The sequence below is a fragment of the Massilia timonae genome, from assembly GCF_001866515.1.
GTDB lineage: Bacteria > Pseudomonadota > Gammaproteobacteria > Burkholderiales > Burkholderiaceae_D > Telluria > Telluria timonae.
In genome coordinates this window covers 1420458-1443461 of the sequence record NZ_JRYB01000001.1, presented here as the reverse complement: position 1 = coordinate 1443461, position 23004 = coordinate 1420458, and the positions used below count along the sequence as shown (strand labels likewise).

Genomic DNA, 23004 nt, shown 5'->3' with positions numbered 1-23004 from the left:
CATACAAACGGCGAGGTTCAAACTATTCTGCTTCTACCTGGCTGCTTTCAGACAACAGCAAAGTATTGAGCAGATTCAGTTCGTTTGAAGCCATAAAGTAGCGGTCATCGAAGACTTGCGCAAGATTTAAAGGCTCGACGGCGCCTACCGAAGCACACCAAGGGAACGAGCGATATCTCGACACTGGTGGCATCGTCGCCGAGCCCGCATTCAAAGATTTTGCCAAGGCGCCAAGCCACATGTCCGCATCGTCCAGTTCGAACACTCCTGCGTGCGTCTCTTCGGCCTGTATGAATTGCAGGTAACCCGCGGGCACTGCTACCCAGGTGTTAGGCGACTTAAGGTCCTTCAACGTATTGAATTCAACTAGCGAATCCGGATTGTCACGTCGCAGCAAGTCAGCCAGTGACTTCGCCGGAGTGCGAAGTGCGCTGGGATAGGCCTTGTCCTCATCAATTCGGTACAGCTGGTTCAGAAGCATCCGGGTTGACTGCGTAGTTTCAGCTTCATGTCCTTCGAAGGTGAAGACCTCCTGCTTGGCAAACGCCTCCCAATGCTCGAATATCACGGGGCCAGCGAAGTATGTATGGTCAGGGAAGCTGGTTGTCTCGCTGTAGCGAAGAAGAGGGGCGATTGCACTGGTAGCTAACTCTCGCACTGATGACAGTTCTGATTCCTTAACCACCGTCCGAGTGTCGGTATCTTTCTTGCCGACGGCCTGCAGCTTCGTTCGAGCGAAGAGCTCAATGACGTTAGCGCTAGCGGTTTTAACCAAACCTACGCGCGTGGAGTCTGTCCCCCTAGCCTTGAAGACCTCAGCTTCTTTCAAAAAATTAGTCACATGTTGCGACATGATGCTGACAAGCTCTTGGGTTCCCACGGCGCCAACCGGTACAAGTGCCAAGCGTTGCCGTAGTCCGGCGTCGCCAGTGATACGCGTGTAGATAGTCGAGCGCAGCATGACTAGGAGCGTGAGCAGGTCTAACGACTGCCGGAGCCACTGCCGCTTGTCTATAGGCCCATCTCCAATGATGAAGTCGTCAACCATCATAATTAGTTGACGGGGGACGTTGTCACCAGAGACCGTTTCGCCTTCTTCGTTCACATACACACCACGGCCGCGGTAGATAAGTTGAGCGATTTCCATCAAGGCAGCTTCAATGTTGAAGCGCGGAACCGTTGCAATAATCCAGTCAGTCTTTGGAAAGGACACACCCCGGGCGCCAGAGGAAGTCATAAGGAAAACCCGGACCTTGTCGCGGGTTTCCGGTTCAACAAGCTGCTTTCTTCGCCAGCCGGGTACAGAAGAGTCCAAAATCTGAATGTTCTCTTCGGTTAGCCCGAAGTCGTCTGCTCGTATCAAGTTGTCCCTGAGACTGCTTAGGAAGAGCTTGTCCTGCGCAAAGTAAATTACCTGGGCCGCGCCCTTGCTTAACCCCCGATAGATTTCGTCTGCCGCAGCCTCGATTAACTTCTCCTCAGCTTCTCGTCGAATCGCTTGACGTGGAGTTTCAAGGGTACCCTGCTGGGTTAGCTCTGGTCGCACAGAAGTCATCCGGACGCGGTAGTGGATGCCTAATTCGCTCGCTGGGTAGCTGTTAGTCATCACATGGAAAGTCTTGGTCTTGACTCCCCCAATCTTCACATCGGTCACAGCGATGCGGAACGCCTGGTCGCCTTCAGAGCGAGAGATAAGCACCTTGTCTGGCGTGTGCTCTCCGGCATTTAAATAACGGTCGAGCACAACCTCGTTACCAAGTGAAGCGTCAGACACGACAAGGGTGACAGTGAATGGGCATGGCTCGCCGTATTCGTCGAAGCAGTCGATAAATTCCTTGCGGAGCCATCGAGCCACAGCGTGCACGAACGGCGCACCGGCGCCGTCGCCAGCTAGCTCGTCGACCATGACAACGATGTTAGGAATTCGTTCAGCAAAAGTCTTTCGTTCCTTCACTGCGGCAGTGAGGCGCTCACAAGAGTTTTTGAAGAGAGACGACAGGGCGTCCATGGTCGTCTTGCCGCCGCCACGGTCCCGGAAACCTTGCAACGCGGCTGTCATGACCACACGATTCACACTCCGGTTCAGCGCTATCAGCTCGCGTGTCGTCGATGACATGCCCTTCAGTACACCGACCAAGGTCTTCTCAGTTACTTTGTCTTCGTTTTCTGACAGCGTGGCCTTCCGGTAGCGACTGCCGGCAATACTGTCCTCTATCTGATGCTCTATCTCTGGCTCGAGCACCAAGATGCTTCCCTTCTCAGGCTTAACCAGGTCGCGAATCCCGTCCGCTACAACTGCACCTTCAATGTGTCGGGGTTCAGCCTTTCCTTCATTTACCTGCTGCTGATACCAGCGCGGCGCTGCGGCGATAAGCTGAGCGTTGGTGGTAACAGTCAGGATGCCAGTCGGTCCATTCTTGTCACGGGCGAGGCTTTCCGTCACGTCCCGGTTGATGACAACTCGCGGGCTCACGTATAGGAATAGGTAGCCGTCCTGCTTCGCGCCAAGATGTCGGCGCACCGCAGTCGTTTTGCCGATTCCAGGGTTCCCCTCAAGCGCAATGACGTTGAGTTTGCCAGGCGACTCCCTTTCCATGCCGGCGACGACTGCAGCAGCATGCAGGTCGCGAAGTGAGATACCTTGTTCGTCTACATCGTATTTGGCAAACGCCTGAGCCATCGCTTCTTTTGCTGGACGGCCAAAGAACTTTTGAAGCTCGACATCATTGGTGACCTTATCCAAGGACTCGGCCAAGCTGAACTTGTCCATAGGATTAGCAAATTCAGGCAGGACCTCATGGAAGTCGAATTGGTAGTCCTCACCAGGCTTGGGCATCGTCCTCAGGCTTTTCATACCCTTCTGTAGCGCACCAGGCAGCTTGCGTAAGACGCTGTTGAAGACAGCTTCGGTTTGCTCGGACAATCCCTCCTTATCACCATCCACCAGCTTCTTCGTATTGCGGTATGCGGCGCCCATCTGCTCCATCAGTGAACGACCAGTGTCGGCGACTTCCCCGTCAAAACGAGCAGACAAACTTTCCAGGCCATTGGGTGTGATGGCCAACGCGCGCACTACGCAAGGATTCGTTAGAACCCCGGCATTTTGAAGTGCACTCACGGTCGACTCGCCGTAGGCGCTTGCCTGGCATAGCTTGTAAAGCGGCTTGTTGTCCCCGGTGAGCGCACCGAGATGATTCTTGATGTCGCTCGACAGCTCGAATCTTTCACCGCTGACTTCTGCGGCCACGCGTGCGAAAACACTGCGTGAATCAACGTACCGGCGATGGCGGATTAGTTCTTCAAGATGAGTGTCTTGGTCTCGAAAATCACCAAGCTCTGATGGCATGTCGTACGAATACTCTTGAACTAGCAGAAAGTCTTCACGGGATTCACCAGAGAGCCAAAGTAGGAAGTCGGCATTCGCAGGCATGCCTTTGTTCGACAATGCTGGGTCAGCGAGACCTGCAATTCCAAACTCCTTTACGAAAGCCTCGCGGTTCGCCAATCGAGCTTCCTCAGATGCGGACGAACTGCCGGGCAGCGAAAGAGGGCACCAGAGGGCGCGCAGCTTCAAACTACCGTTCTCAAGGCGCCTCGATAGCGGCTTGAGGTATTCACGCATCGTTGTGTAGCCCAAGCCATACGCCGTCAGCGCCATGTGTTCTACCGCGGACTTTACGACATCTTTGGAGCTGTCATCGAGTAAATCAAGCTCTCTACTAATGCTCGAGGAAACGTTGAGGAGCCGAGTCTCGTTCCATGCTGCGAGCCGTGAATGAGTGGGCGGTAGCAGTTTACGCTCAACAAGACACGCTAACACGCCCCGTTTCACGAGAACTTCGTAAGCTTGGCCCCAGACGACGGCTTGCTGTTGGAAGGATAGTTCTCTCATGCGGATTCCATCTTCTTATGGAGAACTTTGGTCACGTGGGCGAGAACAGCCGGCACAGACAATAAAACCGAGCGACCACCTCTACGGCTCATGATTTCTACCTCGCCGGCTGCAGCTGTCGTCGTCGGCGTTGCCCAGTCAAAGGGGTCCAGGACCGGAAGCAGGTTGTACTTGTCAGAAGGCTTTTCACTTTCCATGAAGTGAATCCCCCTCAAGACTGCAACCAACGACTGGCGCACGCCGCTTCCCGCACCAATGCCGAGAATGTTCTGGCGAATGGTTTCACTTAACTGCATATCTGACACTCGCTGCTCTACGTCGAAGAAGTATGTGCAGAAGCCGGACTGTGGCCTGGACTCTTCCCCAACGACGGCCAAGGTGGCAAAGGTATATATTGGCATCAGACTACGTAACACGTCTGGTGCGATATCGTCGTACATAGCCTGGTGCGCTTTGAAGGATACAACCTCGAAAGCGCTCTCGTGGCTGGCACGGCGGTGTAAGCGAGTGGCCGGGAAAACGTCGCGCCGAAGCGTGTAGAGAAACACTCCAGGAAAGCGTTTGGCAGCGTCATCCAGGAACTCAAGAGTGCCGTGAGGAGAGTGACGCTCTGCTGCTCGCCCAATGTGGCGGTTTCCATAGTGGTGCGACAGCAGCATGATGTGCTGAAAACCGTCTTCTTCCAATCGGCGAATTTCTTCGAGAATCAGCTGTGGCGTCTTGAAGTCCTTGCGAGTGTCGACCAATCTCGACTGCATCTGGTCAAAGCGTAGCGTTGCTTGTCCGTTTTCGGTTACGGCCTTGTAAGTGCGGCTGACAAAGAGGAACCCATCGGCATCAGCGTGACTTGGATGAAGGTCGCACGGGCGCGTTACGTATGTGACCAATGCTACCTTTTGCAGCTCGCCCGGCATCTTGAACTTCACCGGCTGGCTTCCAAGCAGTGCGTGCAGCGCACCGCGCTTCTTCCAGCGATAGCCGTCAGCGGGAGTTCGGTCCATAGTCGTGAGGCCTTGGAGTTTGACTGGCAATTCACGAGATAGTGCTTTTTCCAGCGCCTGGCTGACCGAGTAAATTGCTGTGTTGCCGTCGTGCGCATCTTCTTCACGCGACGACTTTTTCCCGCTGTGTTGAAGCCGCAAAATCGTCATGGACAAAGGACGGTCCAGCGCTTTGGTTGTTCGTCTGACGATTTCCCACAATGCGACGTACGTGACAAGGGAGAACGCAGTCAACACCGCGGCGCGCCATTGCTCGCTTCGAGCCTTTTCAGCGTCAGCGTTGCGGCTTAGTTTGAGCGTATTGAGGTCATACTCAACCTGTACGCCCGTGCCCGCTTTGAATGCTGCACTATTAGGGATATCGGTTGACCAATCCATTGTCTCCTTGGTCCACCTGAACGGGATGAATCGCACCGGCAGGACTGCAGAGGACAAGTCCCGTTCCAGCCTGATTTTTTCGGTCTCTCCAGAAGGCGCGAAGGACCGCTCCTGAAGCTCGGTCTGCACAGAGTAGGATGCGATGCTTCCAGGGACGATGGCCGAATCGGAAATCGTTAGATGTCCAAACCATACTACCGAGTTTGGCCCTTTTTCGGCTTCGACCAAGATATTCGTCTTCGAAGACGTTAGGGCTTCCACCGCTTCCCAGTTAACGATGCCGCGGTCCAACGCCACCGTGAATTTGTCGACGCCGCGATTGACGACGTCGACCAAACTGCGGGATTTCGTCTGAAGTACGCTGACTAGCTCGTCGGCTATCTCGTCCATCACTTTGGACCGCTGCGAGAGTCGGTCGTGCAAGATACCTAGCGTTTTCACCGGGTTTGTCTTCAACTCGGCCGCGATAGTCGTAGCAAGTGTGTCCAGGTCCAGCTCTTCCGCGTCATCGATAGATTTGGGAACGACGAGGTAGAGGAACATTAACTCTGCAACCGCCTTTTTCACATTCTGGTCTGGAGATGGGGTCGCGAGTGCCCGCTCATGGATTCGGTCAAGACGCGTGTCAAAAGCGGACTTGCCGCTTTGCGGGTTTTGACCGTTGACCCTGAAGCGATATGACACCTCGCGAACGGTAGCAAACCCGCGCGTAGGCTCAGTTCGAGTCTCGAAAAGCTGCACAGACCACTCCGCCCATGCTGGGAGACAGGTGTAGAACATCGCCTTGCGAAGGTGGTCACCGAAGTCAGAATTGTTGCCGATTCCGTAGCTGGCGCTCACATCCAGCGGCAACGATTCAGCCTTGATTCCAGCGAACTTGTCGAAACATTCCCGCACACGACGCACGTACGTTTGCATGCCAGCGCGATTGCTCTGTGCTGCTACTGATTCCATCAAACGTAGCGTTACCTGCAGCCGAACCCGTGACAGTGCCTCGTCGTCCAAGAAATCCAGAAGTTGGCGCACCTGGCTTCCGGGTCTTGTCCTTTGACTTTGTATTGCGGAGACGACTTCGTCGATGAACTCGTCCTCTTGACCATCCTTGCGCAGCTTCTTGGATATGCCATTGAGAAGTACCTCTAACCAGTCGCGGCCATCGATGGTTTCAATAGCAGACAGCACTCGCGCCACGTCGCGTGTGCGCTCCTCTACCTTGCGTGCAGGTGCAGCAAACTGGATTGGGAGCATCGTCGCCGTTTTCGGCAACTCCGGCATACGCTCGCTAACACTCGTTCCGAGAATGTCCAGCGCTTTGTGCAAGGAAGGCAGGGCAAGTGTGCTGAAATCAACGTTACCCATCAATATATCGAGCTCACCAGAAATCGAGATACGCAGTTTTTCGATAGCCTCAGTCGTCGCAGCTTCCGAACCAGGCAGCAGTCGCCCACCCAGCTTCGCTGCTGTGCCAACGGGAGGCATCTCGACGTCGCGCACGAATCCGGTTTCGTCACCTGGCTCGAACTCTGGTTTAAATGAAGGGTTAGCGAGCAAACGCGAAATCACGCTACGCGTGTTCAAGTGCAGGGTGGTGCCCTCAAGTCGCATGAAAGGCATCGTATAGATGCCGGCGTCCCCTTTGGGAACCGCCTTTGCAACGAGCTCTGCCAGTTTGGCAAGGTGAAGAGATGGGGTGCGGTCGCGTGCAGACACACTCGACCCGCCACGGATGGTGGAAGTCATAAGTCAGCTCCTATTCATTGGCAGCTACGCCACTTCCCGACACATTGCTAGACGACGCGTAGGGGTTTTGGGTTTAAGTAGGGCCAGTGTAACAACACAAATTGCATCAGAGTAGTAATAAACTACTTATCCACAGAAATTGGTGCCATAATTGGCCCTAAAATTGAGCTGAAATATGTCTTTACCTAATTTTTCAAGCGCAAGGTCGGCTTCTGCACCTGAATTACGTTCGCTCATCGCTGACCGCGTCCGGCTCGAACGCCGACGACTCAAGTTAAGTCAGCTGAAGTTTGCTGAGCAATGTCAGATTCCCCTTCGCACCTACAAGCGGTTCGAACAAGGACAATGTGATTCGCTGGAAGCGTTTCTGCGCATCGTTAGCGTGTTTGAGAGGACTGTAGCGATTGAGCTGTTGTTCCCACCGAAGCCAGTGTCCATCATCGATACCCGGTCTCCCGCTGCTGCTTTGGAGCGCTTGATGATACGTGCGCAACATGCCACGCATCCCGAGCTGCCGTAGTTGGTTTACAGCGCCCGGCACAGCCCGCTAGCGGCTGGCTGTCATGGTGGGGAGCATTGCGCCCGGCACTGGTAAATTGTTCTACTCTTTGCACCGCAGCCTTTTGACAAGGCGGTAGCGTCTAGCTCGGCGCCGAAAAAGCCTAAGTCGGCGACGTATACGTTACGTCGGAGGAGAGGGTTGGATACCCCGCGGCCGAGAATTTATAAGCGCGTCAAGCGGGTTACCACGGACGCACACTGGGCAGCAGCTAGAGGTGAGGTAGGGCGGGCAAATCCGTCTGAAGTCTGGCTGGAATCTTGGCACATTTGCGTGAACCAGGATGCCCGGGACTGTACCATTGTTCACCAGGCTAAGATGCGGGCTTGCTTCATTGGGAGACGGGGGCATCTTCGCCCGGGGGGATACCTACTATAGGAGAAGTAGTTTTAACTGGGGATACCGCTGCCGGCATTGGTATCCACTGACTGCTTCGCTAGGCGGTGCGAAAGGAAGCGTTCGACAGACGTAGTTAGGGCTTTCCGTACTCCCTCATGGGCGAACGGTGCCATACCGTTGTACTGAAAAAAGGTGGTGGCGAACTGAGGCACGGAGTACGCTAATCTCTCTACGTTGAACATGTCGATGGACTTGTAAGTTCGGTAGCAGAGTTCTCGGGATATACACTCTTGCTGAACTAGATAGTCAAGTTCGCTCATTACCATGAGAACCGCCAGAACACAGTTCTGAGTTTCATATAGTGCCTCCGCTAGGGATGGATTGAACCTTAGAAGAACTATCGTGCCCCAATGCTGCGAGAATTCTTCCAGTTCCACTCTTTCTGTCGTTTCTACTAGTTCGCCGCATCGCCACTTTGCCAACTTCTGTGCAACGGTAGTTATGAGCTGCGCGTCCATATGCTCAGGTAGGACGTCCGAAAGCCCCTGGCCTTGAAGGCGGGATATCAAACTATTCGTACTCATGCTGGGGTTTTCAGGGTTCATTCGTCCGTCCGCGGCTATCAATTAGTCGTCAAGCTAGGCTGAGATTCAGCAGCTTAGCTATGGTCACTTCATTCTTGAGCTGTTGTTGGTGCTGATGCGAGCACGCAGTTCAGCCACGCGCTGAGCCGCGCCGGCGCAGTCAGCCGCTTGCATACGACCTTGGCTGTCCACCTGGTAGAACGGGTAGCGCGAGGTGAAGAAGGTCGAGCTGCCGCTCACGCAGGCCGCATCCATCACGAAGTCCATCACCATGTACTTGCGGAAGTACTCGTTCAGGCGCGGTGCGACCTTGGCGCCGGTCGAATCAGCCACTTTCTGCGCTTCCGGCACCTTTGCGTCCATCAGGGCCTTCAGAGTCGTCGGTGCGGCCGGGTCGAAGGTGCCGTTCGCCCAGGCGCCGGTCACGATGGCTGCACCGCTGCCGTCTACGCCAGTGGCGGCATAGTCGCTTTGTGCGGAGGCGCCGACCACGCGAGCGACATCCTTCGAGGGCAGGTCCAGAATCACGCCGAGAGCTTCCAGCCCCATCAGCAGCTCGCGAGCTTCCAGCGACTGCGCGTCGTAGTAGCGGGCATCGCTCTTCACCGAACCCTTGAGCAGGTTCAGGTACACCGAGGTGTCCTGCTGCATCAGCGAATTCGCCGAGTCGAGTTCGAGAACGTTACGGGCGCCGGCCGAGAAGGCGTTAGCCAAAGATTCACCCTTGCTGGCGCGGCTTGCCATCGCATTCGCGGCGATGTCGGTCAGCGGCGAAATCTTGAAGTTGTTATAGCTGGTGGTGACGAAGGGGGCCACCAGCTGTTGGGTGCCTGCAGGCTGGGTGGTGTTGTCCAGCGCACGGACCGAGGTGCCGCCGGTTGCCACCAGTCGAATCATGCCCATCGGTGCTTCGGTCGTGTTGACCGTGAAGTAGCCGTCCTTGTCGGCGGTAACCGCGGCGCCCAGGGCTGGGCCGGACGAGCCGTTCGCTTGCACGGAATATGCGGTCACGGTGGCGCCGACCGCCGCGATGCCGCGGATGACTTTGGTTGGGCTACCCGGGGCGGCCGTGCCGGTCAGCGGGTTGGTGACGGTTGTTGGGGTCGGGGTCGGAACCGGCTGGGTCGGGTTCGTACCAGTCGGCGGCAGCGTAGGTGAATCGGAAGTCGAGCCTCCACCTCCGCCACAACCAGTGAGATAAACGCAAAGAAACAGACCCAGAGTGTTAGTTGTAGCTTTCATTCTTTCCTTCAGCGGACAGGTTCAAATAGATGCTTAACCTAAGTAGGTAAGCATCCGGATTGATTGGAATTAGTTCGTTGTGGCCAGCGCCGTCCTGCGGCTGTGGCGCTCATGTACTTGCAGTTAGGATGGAGTTCTTCTATCGCTGCAGTCTTAACATCCATCTAGCTTCCATTCCCATGTCGACTTGATAGGGTCGAAACAGTAGGGGGGGGCGGAACCTGACTGTGCACCCGTTCTCGAACGTCCGTACGCAATCTCCGTTCTGGCATCTATACGTGGAGCGCAACGTCAACACTTTCGGAGGGGAACACACCTTTGCGGCTTGAAGTTCCGGGATTGTCTTCGAGTAGCCAACGTCATCAATCCAATTTGTGATGTCTGTTCGCTGACAATCTCTGAACCCGTCTCGCTCACATTGACGATAGGCGGCGACCATGGCCTCGTCTTTAGAGGCAAATCCCGAGCTAACACTACAGCCGTTCACACCACATATGATGGCGCCCGCACCTGGCACATCTTGGCGATGAAAGACGACGCAGGCACCCTTTTGCGCCGCTACCCGGTGTCGCCTAGCCTCGGCTTGGCAGCCTCTCAGTGCCCCTTTGTCGGCTTCACCAGCTGTTGGGTAGCTCCATGCCGCATAAATTGTCCCAACAGGCTTACCTGGAACGTGTGCAACCGAAGAGTGGCCGTGCGAGGCCAAAGGTAGCCATAGCAACGAACAAATCGTCACACGAATGAGAAACACGAGAATACCGAAGTCGAAGAATGAATCGTTTAGGAGCGCTACGAGACTCGACTTTAAGTGAAATATCGTATTACATCAAGTAAATTATCGTTTTGTGTCATTTGATTTGATGTGCTGCCAGTAGACCATGTTGCATTTTCATGGGAGCACATCAAGGATGCCGAAGGCTGCAAACGAGAGTGACATTGGCGTCCGGATTGGTCAGAACATCAGGTCGGCACGTACGCGTCAAGGCCTGACACAAGGGCAACTTGCGGAAGCACTTGGGGTTGAGACGGTGACGATGTCACGTATCGAAACCGGGGCACAGCAACCGTCCATTGGTCGACTGCAGCAGATTGCTAACGTACTTGGTATGTCGCTCGCAGCGCTGGTCGTCGACCATGGCGACAGTTCTGATACGCTCACATTGCTCGCAGAGGTTTTTAGGGAACTGCCGACAAGGGAGCAAGACTTCCTCCGTGAGTTCATCCTTACTTACTCCCGTCATTGGAAGTCTGGACCGCAGAACAAACCAGACTAGCTTCTTGATGCTTGTGCAGTTTTGAATCGCGGCCTCAAGCTATACTGAGCTGCCTAGACTCAAACGTCACTAGTTGCTGTAGGTAAGCCGTCCACAAGGCGTTCATAAACTTTTTGCCTGGCGCGGCAAACGAGTACCGCGTCTTCGTCTAGACGCGATTCCTCCACTACAGGCGGCTGCGCCCGCGTCTTTCGGAGTTCAATGGTCCTCGCGTTGGTCATCTACTCAGGCTGCTGCGCTATCGTATGCGTTAAGCCCCTACTGGGGCAGCTCAAGAAATTTTGTTCACCGATTTGCTGATATGAAAGGACATTGCGTTTCCTTATAGTGCGTCAAGGCACTCGCGTCGACGGGGGCCTGCTGAACTAACGCTAACGGAGAAACCAATGTCTATTTCTAAGTCTCGCAGTTCCCACACTGATGGTGCTCGTGCATCGGCGAAAGCAACGCAACCTATAGCATCGAAACCCCAAGGCGCCCGTCCTGTGAGCGCAGCACAGACGCCGCAAAAAATGCACAATACGCAGCCGCTTCGCGGCCCTTCACAACCCAGCAAACAGTCTTCTCATCGCCCGGCTGCCTCGTCTGCAGTTAAACCAGGAACGCCTAAAGGAAGTACAGCTGCACCTAATGGAAGCAAGAGCGGGGCTAAACCAGTTCCGGCGAAGCGAACGACGACACCCTGGACGATTGAAGCTGCAAGCCGCATCGCGAGCGTGACAGCTAAGAGAGAGGGTGGAACAGTAAAGAAAGGCTCGCTCGCTGCGGACGCGATGTCAAGAGCAATGAAGAACGAACGTAACAGTAAATTGGGTAAGTAAGCATGGCGTCGGAAAAAGTCAGTCCGAAAAAAACCTATGGATACCCTTCGGTAGAGTCACTTGTCTTTGCGTTTGTCAAAGCCAGTAGGCTGGTGCCGAAGTCCAGCCCTATCTACACCGACGTCCGAGAGCTCACAACTGGCAAGCGGCGCCTTTACGGCTTTTGGGATGCGCGAACAGATGGTCAAAGCAAAGCCAAGGATTTGCCTGGTGTTGCCTCAGCCCTCGAGAGGGAACTGGCACAGACCTGGGCAACGCCGGATATGGCTGCAGAGATTGCAAAGCGGCTTTCCGACTACATTCGCTCCTACATGGAGGACTTCGTACGAACCATTTCTGCCGCCAATTTCGAAACGGGCGAAGTGATGTCAGTACTACGGCCGGTCTACTTCGCTCAACGTATAGCGGTTGACTTGAGCTGGTTAGAGCAGCGGTGGGGCATTGGCCTCTTGCCTCGCATGCTACCCAAAATGTCCAGCGAAGCCGACACAAAGTACTTGAACCCAAGTGCGATAGCCCTGCGATGGTTTCGAAAACTAGAGGGGCTTTCCGCGGCTAAGGTGGCAGCATTGGCAGGTCAGGAGCCTGTCGACGTCATCGGAAAAATGGATAGATGGGAAAACGGAAGGAGTGAGCCGCGGCAGGACTCAATGCCGCTAGTCAGACAACTGTACGGCTTGAACAGCAACGTTCGTTATCGTCTCTGGTTCTGGATAGCGCTCTTGCTCGATGATGCTGGGTCAGATTTTCGACGGGAAATTACAGCTTGTCTCGGCCACGGTTTCGACATCTCGACCGCCAGGCGTCCGTTCATCGAGATGTCCAACAGCAGAATTACAAGCGTAGGTGTTCCTGAGCCGTTCACTATGCTCGACCGCCTGTTATGCCGGCAGTCTACTAACCGGGAGCCAGGAGACCGTGAGAGGGCTCTGACAGCACTTGAAGAACTCAGACGCTTCGTCGAGGCAAACAATGGAATCGCCGAGTATCAAATCTATGCAATGGCCGCACGTATCGAAGTCTTTTCCCGGTCGCCGAGAAAGGCTAGAGACCTATACATTCATGCGATATCGCTAGCCCGTTACGCGGAGCCTACCGCAGCTGAAAGAATCTCGCGCGAGCTGGCTGCACTCTGTGCCCAAGAGGGATATGCCGTACCGTTGAAGAACGTTACAGATACACAATGGTTGTTCGGCTTGCATCCAGTGCAAATTCGTCGTATGCCCTATGATGACGACGAGACGCTAGCAAGTGCAACGGACATGAAGCGTGCTTTTGACTACCTCCGATACTTCCCGCCGCAACTATTCTTTGATAGGGCGCTCCAGACCAGCTCAGTCGATACCGAGGCCTAATCTATGTCAGCTCGACGATGAGCCCTTGTACTGGACAGCGCATGGCTTTTCGGAATCCGGTTTTCGTACAGACGACCACAGCTTCAAATCTCCTCAAGCACTTCCTAATTGCGGTAGCGAAGCCAACATCAAACACAGTTAGACCACGGTTATTAAGAATTTCGCAATGAAGGCCCTTAGCCCAGCTATTGTCCTCAAAGGAATTGGCGTTGAGAGCCATTGGAAGCGCTTGTCGTTCCCGCAGAATTTTGGAGTAGGGCTTAGGAAACCCGTCAAAGACTGTGAAAGCCAAGAACAGAGGATATGAAACACTATCGCTACCGCCAAAGGTAGCAGGACGTGTGTGAAGACAGCACCGCTATGAAGAGCCGGACCGATAGACAAACGAAGTTTGGAACTGAAGAACATGGTGCCGAGTGTCTGACTCGAACAGACGACCTACCGCTTACCTTACCACTACGGCTTTCGCCGCCAGTTTGTTTGTGGTCTGGACTATCCCTTAGCCATAGCAAAGCCTTAGGCCCCCTCCGTCTAGTCTCTACACCTTCCTGCAAAAGCAGGCTTGGCTCGGGATTGGCTTAGCCTTGCGGCCTTAGCGTTCCCCGAATTTGAAGGGTTCTACTCCCACCGTTTCCAGCAGGGCACTCGTATGTTCAAGGCGGTTGCTCTACCAACTGAGCTAACCCGGCACTGCCTTCCAGTATACTCTATTGTCCATGACTACAGGAAGCACTTGCTTCCTGTCCGTGCGCATCACACGCTGCTCTTGCCCGGGGAGCGCTTCTTAGACGTCTTGAGGGGAATCACCTCTGCGTGCTCGGAAGGCATAGCCGCTGGCCGTACGGCCTCCCCAATCGCCTTGTAGTCATGCCAGAAGCGCTCGAGCGCGTTGAGTCCGCCCGCCTTCATCACAGCCTGAATGCAGGCCGCGTGTGAGGCTACCAAAGCCTTTAGCTGAGCGCCGAGCAAGTCGTTGGCGTCTTTCGCTTGAGCCAGCTTGTCGCTCAGAGACTTCGACTGCGCGAAGTGGGGGTTCAGTGCACCGCGGAGCTGCTTTTGACGGGCCTGAGCATTCGTTATCATCTCCATACGCTCAGGATTCCTCGTAAATGCTGACGCGTTGTGCAGACTAGCGTGGTTGCGAGAAACCTCCCTCACTGTGATATCAGTATCCGCAGCTAGCAAAGCATCCAACACCCTCGACAGTTCTAGGTTCGACGGGTCAAGTTTCGGCTTCATTTGAACAAGTCCTTTGCAGGCGCAGAGTGGTCGACGCCCTCTTTGAACAAGGGCACATTTGGTTGCGCAGCCAAGGCTAAGTCAATGCCCGAAATCAACCGCTCAGCATGCGCAACCTGATTCTTGCGTCCAGTCGAGGTCAAAGGCTTGGCTGCAGCAGTGTCTCTCATTACCCGTAGGTTGGCTCGAAGCGATTCCAAAGAAATTCGATGTTCCTTCATGCCACTCGGAAGGTAATGACGACAGTTGTCAAAGCACTTCAAGTGCCGAACACATGGGTTCACGGCAAAGCTCGTTATACAAAACCCATACGGCGTTGCGTGAAATCCATCACTGTTCTGGGCTAAGTACATAAACGCAGCCTCATCACCACTTTCGCTCTGTATCTTCCTGAACGCCATAGCTATGGCACTTCCACCAAACAAGTCAGACAGAACCATCTTCGCAACGGTCTCTTGCGGAGACCCTGGCACGATGAGCTTGGCAGCCTTTAGCGGAATCTCAATGTCCTTGAGCCGCTCAGCCAGACTCCGGTGGTCATACACGTAGCTCTGCGCCACAGACTGCCGGCCGAAGTGTTGGGTGACGACGGTGTCCGGGACGCCTTGTCGGAACAGCTCAGTATTCATTAAATGGCGTAAGGAGTGAGGCTTTATGAACAGGTCTGACTTGTTTGGAAGAGTGCTGTATTTGGTGAAAATTGTATCTTTGCCTAAAGCCTTTTCTTCGCTCAAGAAAGCCATAAACGAAGATTGCGCAGCAATCTCGATTGTTGCAGTCTCAGGAATAACGCTAGGTAGCTCACCCCGACCACCGTGAATCACCAAAAATAAAAAATCTGCTAAAGTAAGCTGCTCTCCTGACTCGGTTTTGAACGTTCGCCCTGAGTCGGCACGTCCGTTTAGAGCGTCTCGAAGCGACCGCGTTGCATCAAGAATTTCTGATACTGTTGATGATACAAGCTCCTCAAATCGAGCGGGAATCCATTGGAAGTCTTCGACTAGAACTTTCGAGCCTTTCTTACGTCTTTTCTCTCCAAAGTACTTAAGCCTTAAAGAGCGGCTAATGCCGCCGACCTCGCCAGCAGGCTTACCTGTAACGATGTCGATATGATGCTCCCATTTTAGGCAATCAGCGGGGAGCAACATTACCTCGTTTAACCTCAAGCCTGTTAGAGTTAGAAGACGAGCCATTGCAAAGCGAATTTTATGCTGGTGTCCACTCGGCGTCTCTTGAAATACTATGCGGACCATTTCATGTAACGCATCGACTTCCGGAAGCTTTTCTCCGCCTTTTCTTTCGTTTAGCATAGTGTCCAAAAAAGTCCTAACTTCTTTTTCGTCTCTATATATATGCGGAACATGCGGGGAGAGCAAATTCGAGTTAATTGTGTTCGCAAGAATTGAGATACTTGCGCTAACTTTCGCATTTTTGGGAACTAGCTCTAGATATCTATTTAAGTCTTCAGAATTTAGCTGCCATGGAAATTTGTTCGTACTTGAAAAAAAGACCTAAGTAGAAAAAATTCGTTCCTAACATTTCTCGGAATTATGCCCTCTGAAACGCGGTGCGCGACTATTGCTTTTAAAAAGTCTTGAATTGCTTCGCTCAACACTGAGCCAAGTGGTAGAAAAACTTCCGGCCATCCGGCTGCAAGCGCTTTTTCGCGAACTGTATTATCGATAGCAAAACTGGTCAGGCAAGAAGCATGACGCTCGTTGTTTGATGTGAATTTTCGCAAATCCCAACTGTCATTGCGTGGTACATTGCCAATCTCATCATGCGGAATTTCCCATGAGAGACCTTTTTCCAAGACTAGCGCGCGACCTTGCTCGATAAAGCGGCGATAGCTTGCTGGAGCGCCCACGTTGACAGTTTTATTTGGAGGCTTTCTCATTCTGGTTTTATGTGTTGTTGTGAAATAGCAAGAGCTTTTTGAGCGCCGCCTATTGCAGCGTTTAGCTGAAGGTACGAGGGGCTTTCCTTGCTACCACCAGTCTTAAAGAAAAAGAGTACCTGCTGTCGCATACCAGCAATCGCCTCTTGGTGCACGACGGGGTTGAGAACTGGCATATATTTCTTACAGTTGTAGCAGGACATAACTGGGTCGTAGACACACGCCCCTTGTCTGCTCCCACATATTCCAATTCCAGAGATTAAACTGTCACCAACAACTCCAGCAATCTGTTTGTCTTCGTGTGCCGCTTCCAACTCTTGTACTGTGACGTATTTGCCGGTAGCGATAGATTCGAGCGTGGAGTACAGCTTTGAAGTACCTAGAGCCTTGTTAAGGAAATCGGCTTGCTTTCTACTCGACTTGATATAGGTCACCCCGGAACTAGGTTGCGAGTGCCCTAAAAAATTACTTATATCGCTGCGACTGTGACCGGCGTCAGCCAACATTTGAGCTCCAGTATGTCTCAAATTATAGTAGGAGTGTGTGATTCGAACTCCAAACTCTTTGCATACCCTTTTGGTATATGTCCAAAGGGTTGTACCATCTGTAGTCGAGAAAACACGAGTACGCCCTGCAATTGCAGCCGAATCTAATAGCTTAAAGATTAAAGGAGCCCACTCAGGCTTAATTTGCCTGGCCATCTCTATGCTTCCTTGGTCTTTCTTCTTTTTCGCCTCATGAAAAGAAATAATGCATGCTACTTGTCCCTCTTTCTCGTTCAAAAGCTGGACGTGGTTAGTCATAAGGGTAAGTATTTGCACTGGACGAATTGCATGTTGAAATCCTAGGGCTAAAGCTGCTAAACCTTCGATTTGCCACTCAAGTAAGTTCTCGGCTTTACCTTTTTCATCCAACAAACGGACGATGTCAGCCTGTCCAGTGGGTGCTATCAGTTTTGAGCGTTTTGCAAGCCTGTCCTTTTGGGCGGCGACTGTAGAGTTCGCCCTTGTACTAAGGCTTTTAATAAATTTTTTATGTCTGATGTCCCACGGACCAAGCGAGTGCCGTGCAGCCAGTTGCAAAATAGATTTCGCAGCCTTCGCAAGGTCAATCGTAACTATTTTTGCATCCCAAAAAAGTTTGATGTCAGCTGGGTCGGTTTGCAGCATCTCAAGGTATACCTCCCAGTGACGCAGCAACGTAAAAGTAAATTTGTACAATGAAGAAGGTGAAAAATCAGCTTGTGTCAAGAGAACCAATTTTTGCTGAAATAAGCCCACTTCGCCAGGCAAGAATGTAAATTTTCTATCTTTTCCCTGAACGGATAGTACCCATGTGGACTCACCTAATACCACATTAGCTTCCTCAGCCGTGTACTTGTCATGCAGAGAAAATGTTTGGGGAACATTCGGCCAATCCCACAGTATCGGAGGAACCTTCGGCGCACCGCTGTTGGTAAGTACGTTTTGAAAAATCATCTCATGCCCCTGAAGTTGGCTAGCATCGCATCGAAAGTTTTAGCGACTGAATTTTTGACATCGTCTTGAATAGCAGCGCGCGCGTAAGTGTCGGGCATATTCGAATTTATGTCCCAGCCAAAGAAGACTCGCATTCTAGTCATTGTTCTATCCTTGTCTCCATCAGACAGGAACATTACATATCGGACACAGGCACAGGTATGCCGGAGGTCATGCGACGAAATAACCTCTTTATCAGTTCGTTGGCGGAACTGCTTCAGGGCTTCAGGATGCATGGCAAGCGAAATCTCGCGTAGAGCTTTCGCTACGGACTCGGCAGATAGAGGGGCACCAACGTACGAAGTAATCAAAAATCGATGCTTGCTGCTATCTACGCGATACTCAGAAATGTAGCGTTCTATAAGCTGCGCTAGCTCTTCTGAGATTGGTATGTGCCGATAGGATGCATTCGTTTTAATGCTGGGCCGAGTCGCGCGGGTATCGACATAAGTGTCATCCTCTTCAGGGGTGTCGGTAACATTTAGCCAGTACTGGATTTCCCCCGTCTCCATATTTAGCTCTTGCTTGAGCGAGTCAAGAGTAAGTAGCAGGGTTTCTCCCCTTCGCAAGCCGCACAGCAGCATTAGAAGTACTAACAACCAGTTCCTGACCTGAGCGGCAGGTGTTTTATATGGATTTCCCTGAGAGCCAGGCTCCGCTATCGCAAGCAAATCCTTTAGGGAGGCATCAGGTAAAGCTCGGGTAAATTTCACCCGCCCCTTGCTTGGAGCGCGAATAGCACCCGCTTGAGGAATTACCTTCTGCAGCGAACGCCATTGTGGGTCGCTTACTGCCCAGTGATTAGCAAAGAAATGAACGAATTTGCTGGCTGAGTCCCAACATGCGACATCTGTGCTAGTTCTAGGCTGCTTCGAGGTAAGTTCGATGAAAAATTCATCAAATATATTGCGTAGTCGCTTTGCGTCTTTGTCGCCAAAAGCGCTATCGAGGGAATGATGTCCAAACCTGTCATCGCAGAAGAGGTAAAGGCGGTCCAGGTAGCGAAGCCGTGGCGTCAGGGTGTTATCTGCCCAATCTCTGCCTTCGTACAGGGTCCAAACGGTTGACCAGTACCGCGGCCGAGGAAGGACTGAAGACTCTGTAACGACGTGACTAGGCAGCGCGTCTGTGCGTATGACGGGCATAGGGCTAGATGACCAAGAGAAGAGGGTTGGCCAAGGAGAGGGTGTTGGCCGAAGGAAGGAATGCCTTGCAGTTGGCCAAGAGCGGAGGGGGCTCGTACCGACGCTGCCAGCTGCTTGTTCGTAGAGTAGAACTGCGGGAGGTGAGCTGTGCGAAAACGTTGCCGCGCAAATGACGTACGGAAGTGAAGCAGCCGGCGGCTGAACTTAGACTGTTGAGGAATGTCAGGAGGGGAGCGATGGCAAGCCATCGCAAAGGCGGAAAATCGAACTCTTGAGACGAACAGCACTTCGGCGCACCCATTCTCGCATCCTCATAGATGAGCCCTGTGAAGTGATTTCATAGGGCAACAATGACGATGCTAGACCAGACCGGAAGCAAACGCAACAGGCCATGGAGGTACGTATTCAAATCAACTGCTCTACCTGATGAGCTAAGTCGGCATGACCTTAAGACAACGATTATACGCTATTTGATCCGCGTCAAGGTTGGCCGTCCACCCTTCTTCGGCGGCTCATCATCCCCGCCAGGCGTAGTCGTAGGCGCATCCGCCACCACCGGCGAATCCACACCCTTCGACGGCACCGCCGACAAGGCCGGCGCAGCCGGCGCACTCTCGACCGAAGCCCCCGACGACTGCGCATCACCCTCCGGCGCCGTGCCCACCTCAAACGCCATCCCCTGCCCATTCTCATTGGCATAAATCGCCAACACATTGTGCACAGGGATATAGATCTCCCGCGACACGCCATTGAAGCGCGCACGGAAGTGGATCGCGTCATTGTCCATCTTCAGCCCCGACGTCGCGCCGTAGCTGATGTTCAGGATGATCTCGCCTTTCCGGACATACTCCATCGGCACCGTCGTCGCCCCGTCGACCTTGACGGCGATATAGGGCGTGAAGCCACTGTCCGTGCACCACTCATAGATGGCGCGCAGCAGGTAGGGTTTGGTGGAAATTTCTGCCATGGTGGTGTTGTCTAGAAATACAGGCGTTTGCGCCAGTTTACCGGAATCGTCCGACGGACGTCCAAAGACCGGCGCGTGTGAAGCAATCAAGCTGGCAGGGGCGGAATGCGTAGGCATCCCACCCCAGACGCATCATCAACGACGCATCACTTTCTCGGACGGGGTCAGCGCCTCGATGTAGGCCGGACGCGAGAAGATACGCTCCGCATACTTCATCAGCGGCGCAGCGGTCTTCGACAGCTCGATGCCGTAGTGGTCCAGGCGCCAGAGCAGCGGGGCGATCGCCACGTCCAGCATCGAGAACTCGTCACCCAGCATGTACTTGTTCTTCAGGAACAGCGGAGCCAGCGTGGTCAGGCGATCGCGGATTTCCGCACGCGCCTTGTCGTGGTTCTTGTCGTTCGCCTTGTTGCGCTCGCTTTCCAGCGTGTGCACGTGGACGAACAGCTCTTTCTCGAAGTTGAACAGCATCAGGCGGGCACGGGCGCGCATCAGCGGGTCGGCCGGCATCAGCTGCGGGTGCGGGAAGCGCTCGTCGATGTACTCGTTGATGATGTTCGATTCGTACAGGATGAGTTCGCGCTCGACCAGGATCGGTACCTGGCCGTATGGGTTCATCGTCGAAATATCTTCCGGCTTGTTGAACAGGTCAACGTCGCGGACCTCGAAGTCCATGCCCTTTTCGAACAGGACGAGGCGGCAGCGTTGGGAGAACGGGCACGTGGTGCCGGAGTAGAGAACCATCATGGTTTATAGTTCCTTAAGAAACAAAGGGGTGTAGCGCAGAGCACTCACCCCAGAGAAATGATTGCCCGTATTATAGCCAACCGGGCAATGAAAGCGAATTACTTCACTTGTTTCCAGTACGATTCGTTCAAACGCCAGGTCAAAAACACGAACACGGACAGGAACAGCAGCACGATCACGCCCAGCTTTTTGCGGGTAGCCTGGGCCGGTTCGGCCATCCAGACCATATACGCGACCAGGTCGGCGGTGGCGGCATCGAAGTCCTGCTGGCTCATGGTGCCCGGCGATACTTGCTCGAAGCCGGCGAACTTGTGCACCGTCTTGCCTGGCTCATGCGGATCGGCTTCCTCGGCGAACTTGGCGGTGCGAATCCCTTGCTGCTGCCACATTGCATGCGGCATCGCAACATTCGGCACCACCATATTGTTCCAGCCGGTCGGGCGGGTTTCGTCCTGGTAGAAGCTGCGCAGATAGGTGTACAGGTAGTCGGCGCCCGAGCCGGCCGGCGAGGCTTTGGCGCGCGCGATCACCGACAGGTCCGGCGGCACCGCGCCGAACCAGGCCGCCGCATCTTTCGGGCGCATCGCCGTCGTCATCATATCGCCGACCTTGTCGGCAGAAAACAACAGATTGTCACGAATCTGGTCTTCCGACAGGCCCAGGTCGCGCAGTCGGTTGTAGCGCATCGAGGCCGCTGCGTGGCAATTCAGGCAATAGTTGACGAAGATTTTAGCGCCGTTCTGCAGCGAGGCCATGTCGTTGCGGTCCGGTGCGCGGTCCAGCGGGATGCCGCCCTCGGCGGCGAAAGCCAGTCCCGGCACCAGCGCCAGGACTGCAATCAGTTTCTTTGCAAACAATTTCATGTCGTGTCCTTGTGCTCTTGTCCGGTGATCAATGCGGGGTGAAGGTGACACGGGTCGGCACCGGTTTGAAGGTGCCCATCGTGCTCCACCACGGCATCAGGAGGAAGAACGCAAAGTAGGCCAGCGTGCACACTTGCGACAGGATGGTGAAGGCCGGGGTCGGCAGCTGGGTGCCCAGGTAGCCCAGCGTCACGAACACCAGCGCAAAGAGGGCATAGATCCAGCGGTGCCAGCTCGGACGGTAACGCAGCGATTTCGCCGGCGAGTGATCGAGCCATGGCAGGCCGGCAATGATCATCACCGACGAGCCGAACAGCACCACGCCCCAGAATTTCGCGTCCAGCACCTGCGGCAGCATGCCGATGATCAGCAGCAGGCCGACCACGGCGATGATCGCCTTGGTGCGGAAGGCCAAGCGCGATTTCAGCCAGATGAACGCCACGTACAGGGCGACGCCGATCATCAGCACGTACATGAAGTCGGCCGTGGTCGCGCGCAGCACCGAGTAGAACGGGGTGAAATACCAGGTCGGCGCGATGTGCGGCGGCGTCTTCATCGAGTCGGCCGGCAGGAAGTTGTTGTACTCCAGGAAGTAGCCGCCCATCTCGGGTGCGAAGAACACGACTGCCGAGAACAGCAGCAGGAACACCGACACGCCGAACAAGTCCTTGGTGGTGTAGTAGGGGTGCGACGGAATGGCGTCCAGCGGATGGCCGTCCGGGCCCAGATGTTCCTTGACTTCGATGCCGTCCGGGTTGCTCGAGCCGACTTCGTGCAGCGCCGTCAGGTGGGCGGCCACCAGGCCCAGGATCACCAGCGGCAGCGCGATCACGTGGAAGGCGAAGAAGCGGTTCAGGGTGGCGTCGGAGACGACGTAGTCGCCGCGGATCCACAGCGACAGGTCTTCGCCGATCACGGGGATGGCGCCGAACAGGTTCACGATCACCTGGGCGCCCCAGTACGACATCTGCCCCCATGGCAGCAGGTAGCCGAAGAAGGCCTCGGCCATCAGGCACAGGAAGATGCCGAAGCCGAACAGCCAGACCAGCTCGCGCGGCTTGCGGTAAGAGCCGTACATCAACCCGCGCGCCATGTGCAGGTAGACCACGATGAAGAAGGCCGAGGCGCCGGTCGAGTGCAGGTAGCGCACCAGCCAGCCCCACGGGACTTCACGCATGATGTATTCGACCGAGCCGAAGGCCAGCGCGGCGTCCGGCTTGTAGTGCATCGTCAGGAAGATGCCGGTGACGATCTGCAGCACCAGCACCAGGGCCGACAGCGAACCGAACAGATACCAGACGTTGAAATTCTTGGGGGCGTAGTACTTGCCCCATTGGTCGTTCCACAGTTTCGATGCCGGGAAGCGGTCGTCGACCCAGGCCAGGGCTTTCTGGGCCACCGGTGCGTCGGCGGGTAGCTTGGTCTCCTTGAATGCGCCCATTTG

General features: G+C 54.3%; 14 protein-coding genes. 2 read left to right on the top strand and 12 right to left on the bottom strand.

What is annotated here, in order from left to right; translation table 11 throughout:
* Positions 1 to 22 precede the first annotated feature (22 nt).
* From LO55_RS06275 to LO55_RS06260, 3 genes are all read right to left on the bottom strand, one after another.
* Positions 23 to 3892, bottom strand: a complete 3870-nt coding sequence (locus LO55_RS06275; RefSeq protein WP_071360835.1) for a hypothetical protein — start codon at positions 3890 to 3892, stop codon at positions 23 to 25.
* A complete protein-coding gene (locus LO55_RS06270) occupies positions 3889 to 7011 on the bottom strand; it encodes a hypothetical protein (protein WP_071360834.1) in 3123 nt (1040 codons plus the stop codon). The genes LO55_RS06275 and LO55_RS06270 overlap by 4 nt, the downstream gene beginning before the upstream one ends.
* Before the next feature lie 1566 nt (positions 7012 to 8577).
* Positions 8578 to 9735: a hypothetical protein gene (locus LO55_RS06260; RefSeq protein WP_143054467.1), complete on the bottom strand. Its 1158-nt coding sequence runs from the start codon at positions 9733 to 9735 to the stop codon at positions 8578 to 8580.
* A gap of 908 nt (positions 9736 to 10643) precedes the next feature.
* Between LO55_RS06260 and LO55_RS25715 the strand changes: the two genes are divergently transcribed.
* The gene (locus LO55_RS25715; RefSeq protein ID WP_177185506.1) at positions 10644 to 11009 is read left to right on the top strand and encodes a helix-turn-helix domain-containing protein; all 366 of its coding nucleotides are present in this window, start codon (positions 10644 to 10646) and stop codon (positions 11007 to 11009) included.
* 823 nt (positions 11010 to 11832) lie between these two features.
* Positions 11833 to 13185, top strand: coding sequence for a hypothetical protein (locus tag LO55_RS06255; protein WP_071360831.1), 1353 nt, complete (start codon positions 11833 to 11835; stop codon positions 13183 to 13185).
* A gap of 753 nt (positions 13186 to 13938) precedes the next feature.
* On the opposite strand, the gene LO55_RS06250 is transcribed toward LO55_RS06255, so the two are convergent.
* From LO55_RS06250 to LO55_RS06220, 9 genes are all read right to left on the bottom strand, one after another.
* Positions 13939 to 14424: a hypothetical protein gene (locus LO55_RS06250; RefSeq protein WP_071360830.1), complete on the bottom strand. Its 486-nt coding sequence runs from the start codon at positions 14422 to 14424 to the stop codon at positions 13939 to 13941.
* On the bottom strand, positions 14421 to 15734 hold the full coding sequence (locus tag LO55_RS25705) for a tyrosine-type recombinase/integrase (RefSeq protein ID WP_083415195.1): 1314 nt from the start codon (positions 15732 to 15734) through the stop codon (positions 14421 to 14423). Before LO55_RS25705 ends, LO55_RS06250 begins: the two co-directional genes overlap by 4 nt.
* 161 nt (positions 15735 to 15895) lie before the next feature.
* Positions 15896 to 16321: a hypothetical protein gene (locus tag LO55_RS26220; RefSeq protein ID WP_143054465.1), complete on the bottom strand. Its 426-nt coding sequence runs from the start codon at positions 16319 to 16321 to the stop codon at positions 15896 to 15898.
* Entirely contained in the window at positions 16318 to 17799 is a 1482-nt protein-coding gene (locus LO55_RS26215; RefSeq protein WP_143054464.1) for a site-specific integrase, read from the bottom strand. The genes LO55_RS26220 and LO55_RS26215 overlap by 4 nt, the downstream gene beginning before the upstream one ends.
* Entirely contained in the window at positions 17796 to 18551 is a 756-nt protein-coding gene (locus LO55_RS26630) for a tyrosine-type recombinase/integrase (protein WP_177185505.1), read from the bottom strand. Before LO55_RS26630 ends, LO55_RS26215 begins: the two co-directional genes overlap by 4 nt.
* A gap of 898 nt (positions 18552 to 19449) precedes the next feature.
* Entirely contained in the window at positions 19450 to 19950 is a 501-nt protein-coding gene (locus LO55_RS06235) for a ClpXP protease specificity-enhancing factor (RefSeq protein WP_071360827.1), read from the bottom strand.
* 135 nt (positions 19951 to 20085) lie between these two features.
* A complete protein-coding gene (locus tag LO55_RS06230) occupies positions 20086 to 20697 on the bottom strand; it encodes a glutathione S-transferase N-terminal domain-containing protein (RefSeq protein ID WP_005663771.1) in 612 nt (203 codons plus the stop codon).
* 98 nt (positions 20698 to 20795) lie between these two features.
* Positions 20796 to 21560 (bottom strand): cytochrome c1, encoded by a 765-nt coding sequence (locus LO55_RS06225; protein WP_071360826.1) that lies wholly within the window; start codon positions 21558 to 21560, stop codon positions 20796 to 20798.
* Positions 21561 to 21588: 28 nt separating this feature from the next.
* The gene (locus tag LO55_RS06220) at positions 21589 to 23001 is read right to left on the bottom strand and encodes a cytochrome b (protein ID WP_071360825.1); all 1413 of its coding nucleotides are present in this window, start codon (positions 22999 to 23001) and stop codon (positions 21589 to 21591) included.
* Between the last annotated feature and the right edge of the window lie 3 nt (positions 23002 to 23004).

What these genes read in the sequence shown, in the direction of transcription:
- LO55_RS06260 (WP_143054467.1), bottom strand. Translation starts at nt 9,735, where the DNA reads ATGAAAGCTACAACTAACACTCTGGGTCTGTTTCTTTGCGTTTATCTC.
- LO55_RS25715 (WP_177185506.1), top strand. Translation starts at nt 10,644, where the DNA reads ATGCCGAAGGCTGCAAACGAGAGTGACATTGGCGTCCGGATTGGTCAG.
- LO55_RS06255 (WP_071360831.1), top strand. Translation starts at nt 11,833, where the DNA reads ATGGCGTCGGAAAAAGTCAGTCCGAAAAAAACCTATGGATACCCTTCG.
- LO55_RS26215 (WP_143054464.1), bottom strand. Translation starts at nt 17,799, where the DNA reads ATGATTTTTCAAAACGTACTTACCAACAGCGGTGCGCCGAAGGTTCCT.
- LO55_RS26220 (WP_143054465.1), bottom strand. Translation starts at nt 16,321, where the DNA reads ATGAGAAAGCCTCCAAATAAAACTGTCAACGTGGGCGCTCCAGCAAGC.
- LO55_RS06235 (WP_071360827.1), bottom strand. Translation starts at nt 19,950, where the DNA reads ATGGCAGAAATTTCCACCAAACCCTACCTGCTGCGCGCCATCTATGAG.
- LO55_RS06275 (WP_071360835.1), bottom strand. Translation starts at nt 3,892, where the DNA reads ATGAGAGAACTATCCTTCCAACAGCAAGCCGTCGTCTGGGGCCAAGCT.
- LO55_RS06220 (WP_071360825.1), bottom strand. Translation starts at nt 23,001, where the DNA reads ATGGGCGCATTCAAGGAGACCAAGCTACCCGCCGACGCACCGGTGGCC.
- LO55_RS25705 (WP_083415195.1), bottom strand. Translation starts at nt 15,734, where the DNA reads ATGCTAAACGAAAGAAAAGGCGGAGAAAAGCTTCCGGAAGTCGATGCG.
- LO55_RS06250 (WP_071360830.1), bottom strand. Translation starts at nt 14,424, where the DNA reads ATGAAGCCGAAACTTGACCCGTCGAACCTAGAACTGTCGAGGGTGTTG.
- LO55_RS06230 (WP_005663771.1), bottom strand. Translation starts at nt 20,697, where the DNA reads ATGATGGTTCTCTACTCCGGCACCACGTGCCCGTTCTCCCAACGCTGC.
- LO55_RS06225 (WP_071360826.1), bottom strand. Translation starts at nt 21,560, where the DNA reads ATGAAATTGTTTGCAAAGAAACTGATTGCAGTCCTGGCGCTGGTGCCG.
- LO55_RS06270 (WP_071360834.1), bottom strand. Translation starts at nt 7,011, where the DNA reads ATGACTTCCACCATCCGTGGCGGGTCGAGTGTGTCTGCACGCGACCGC.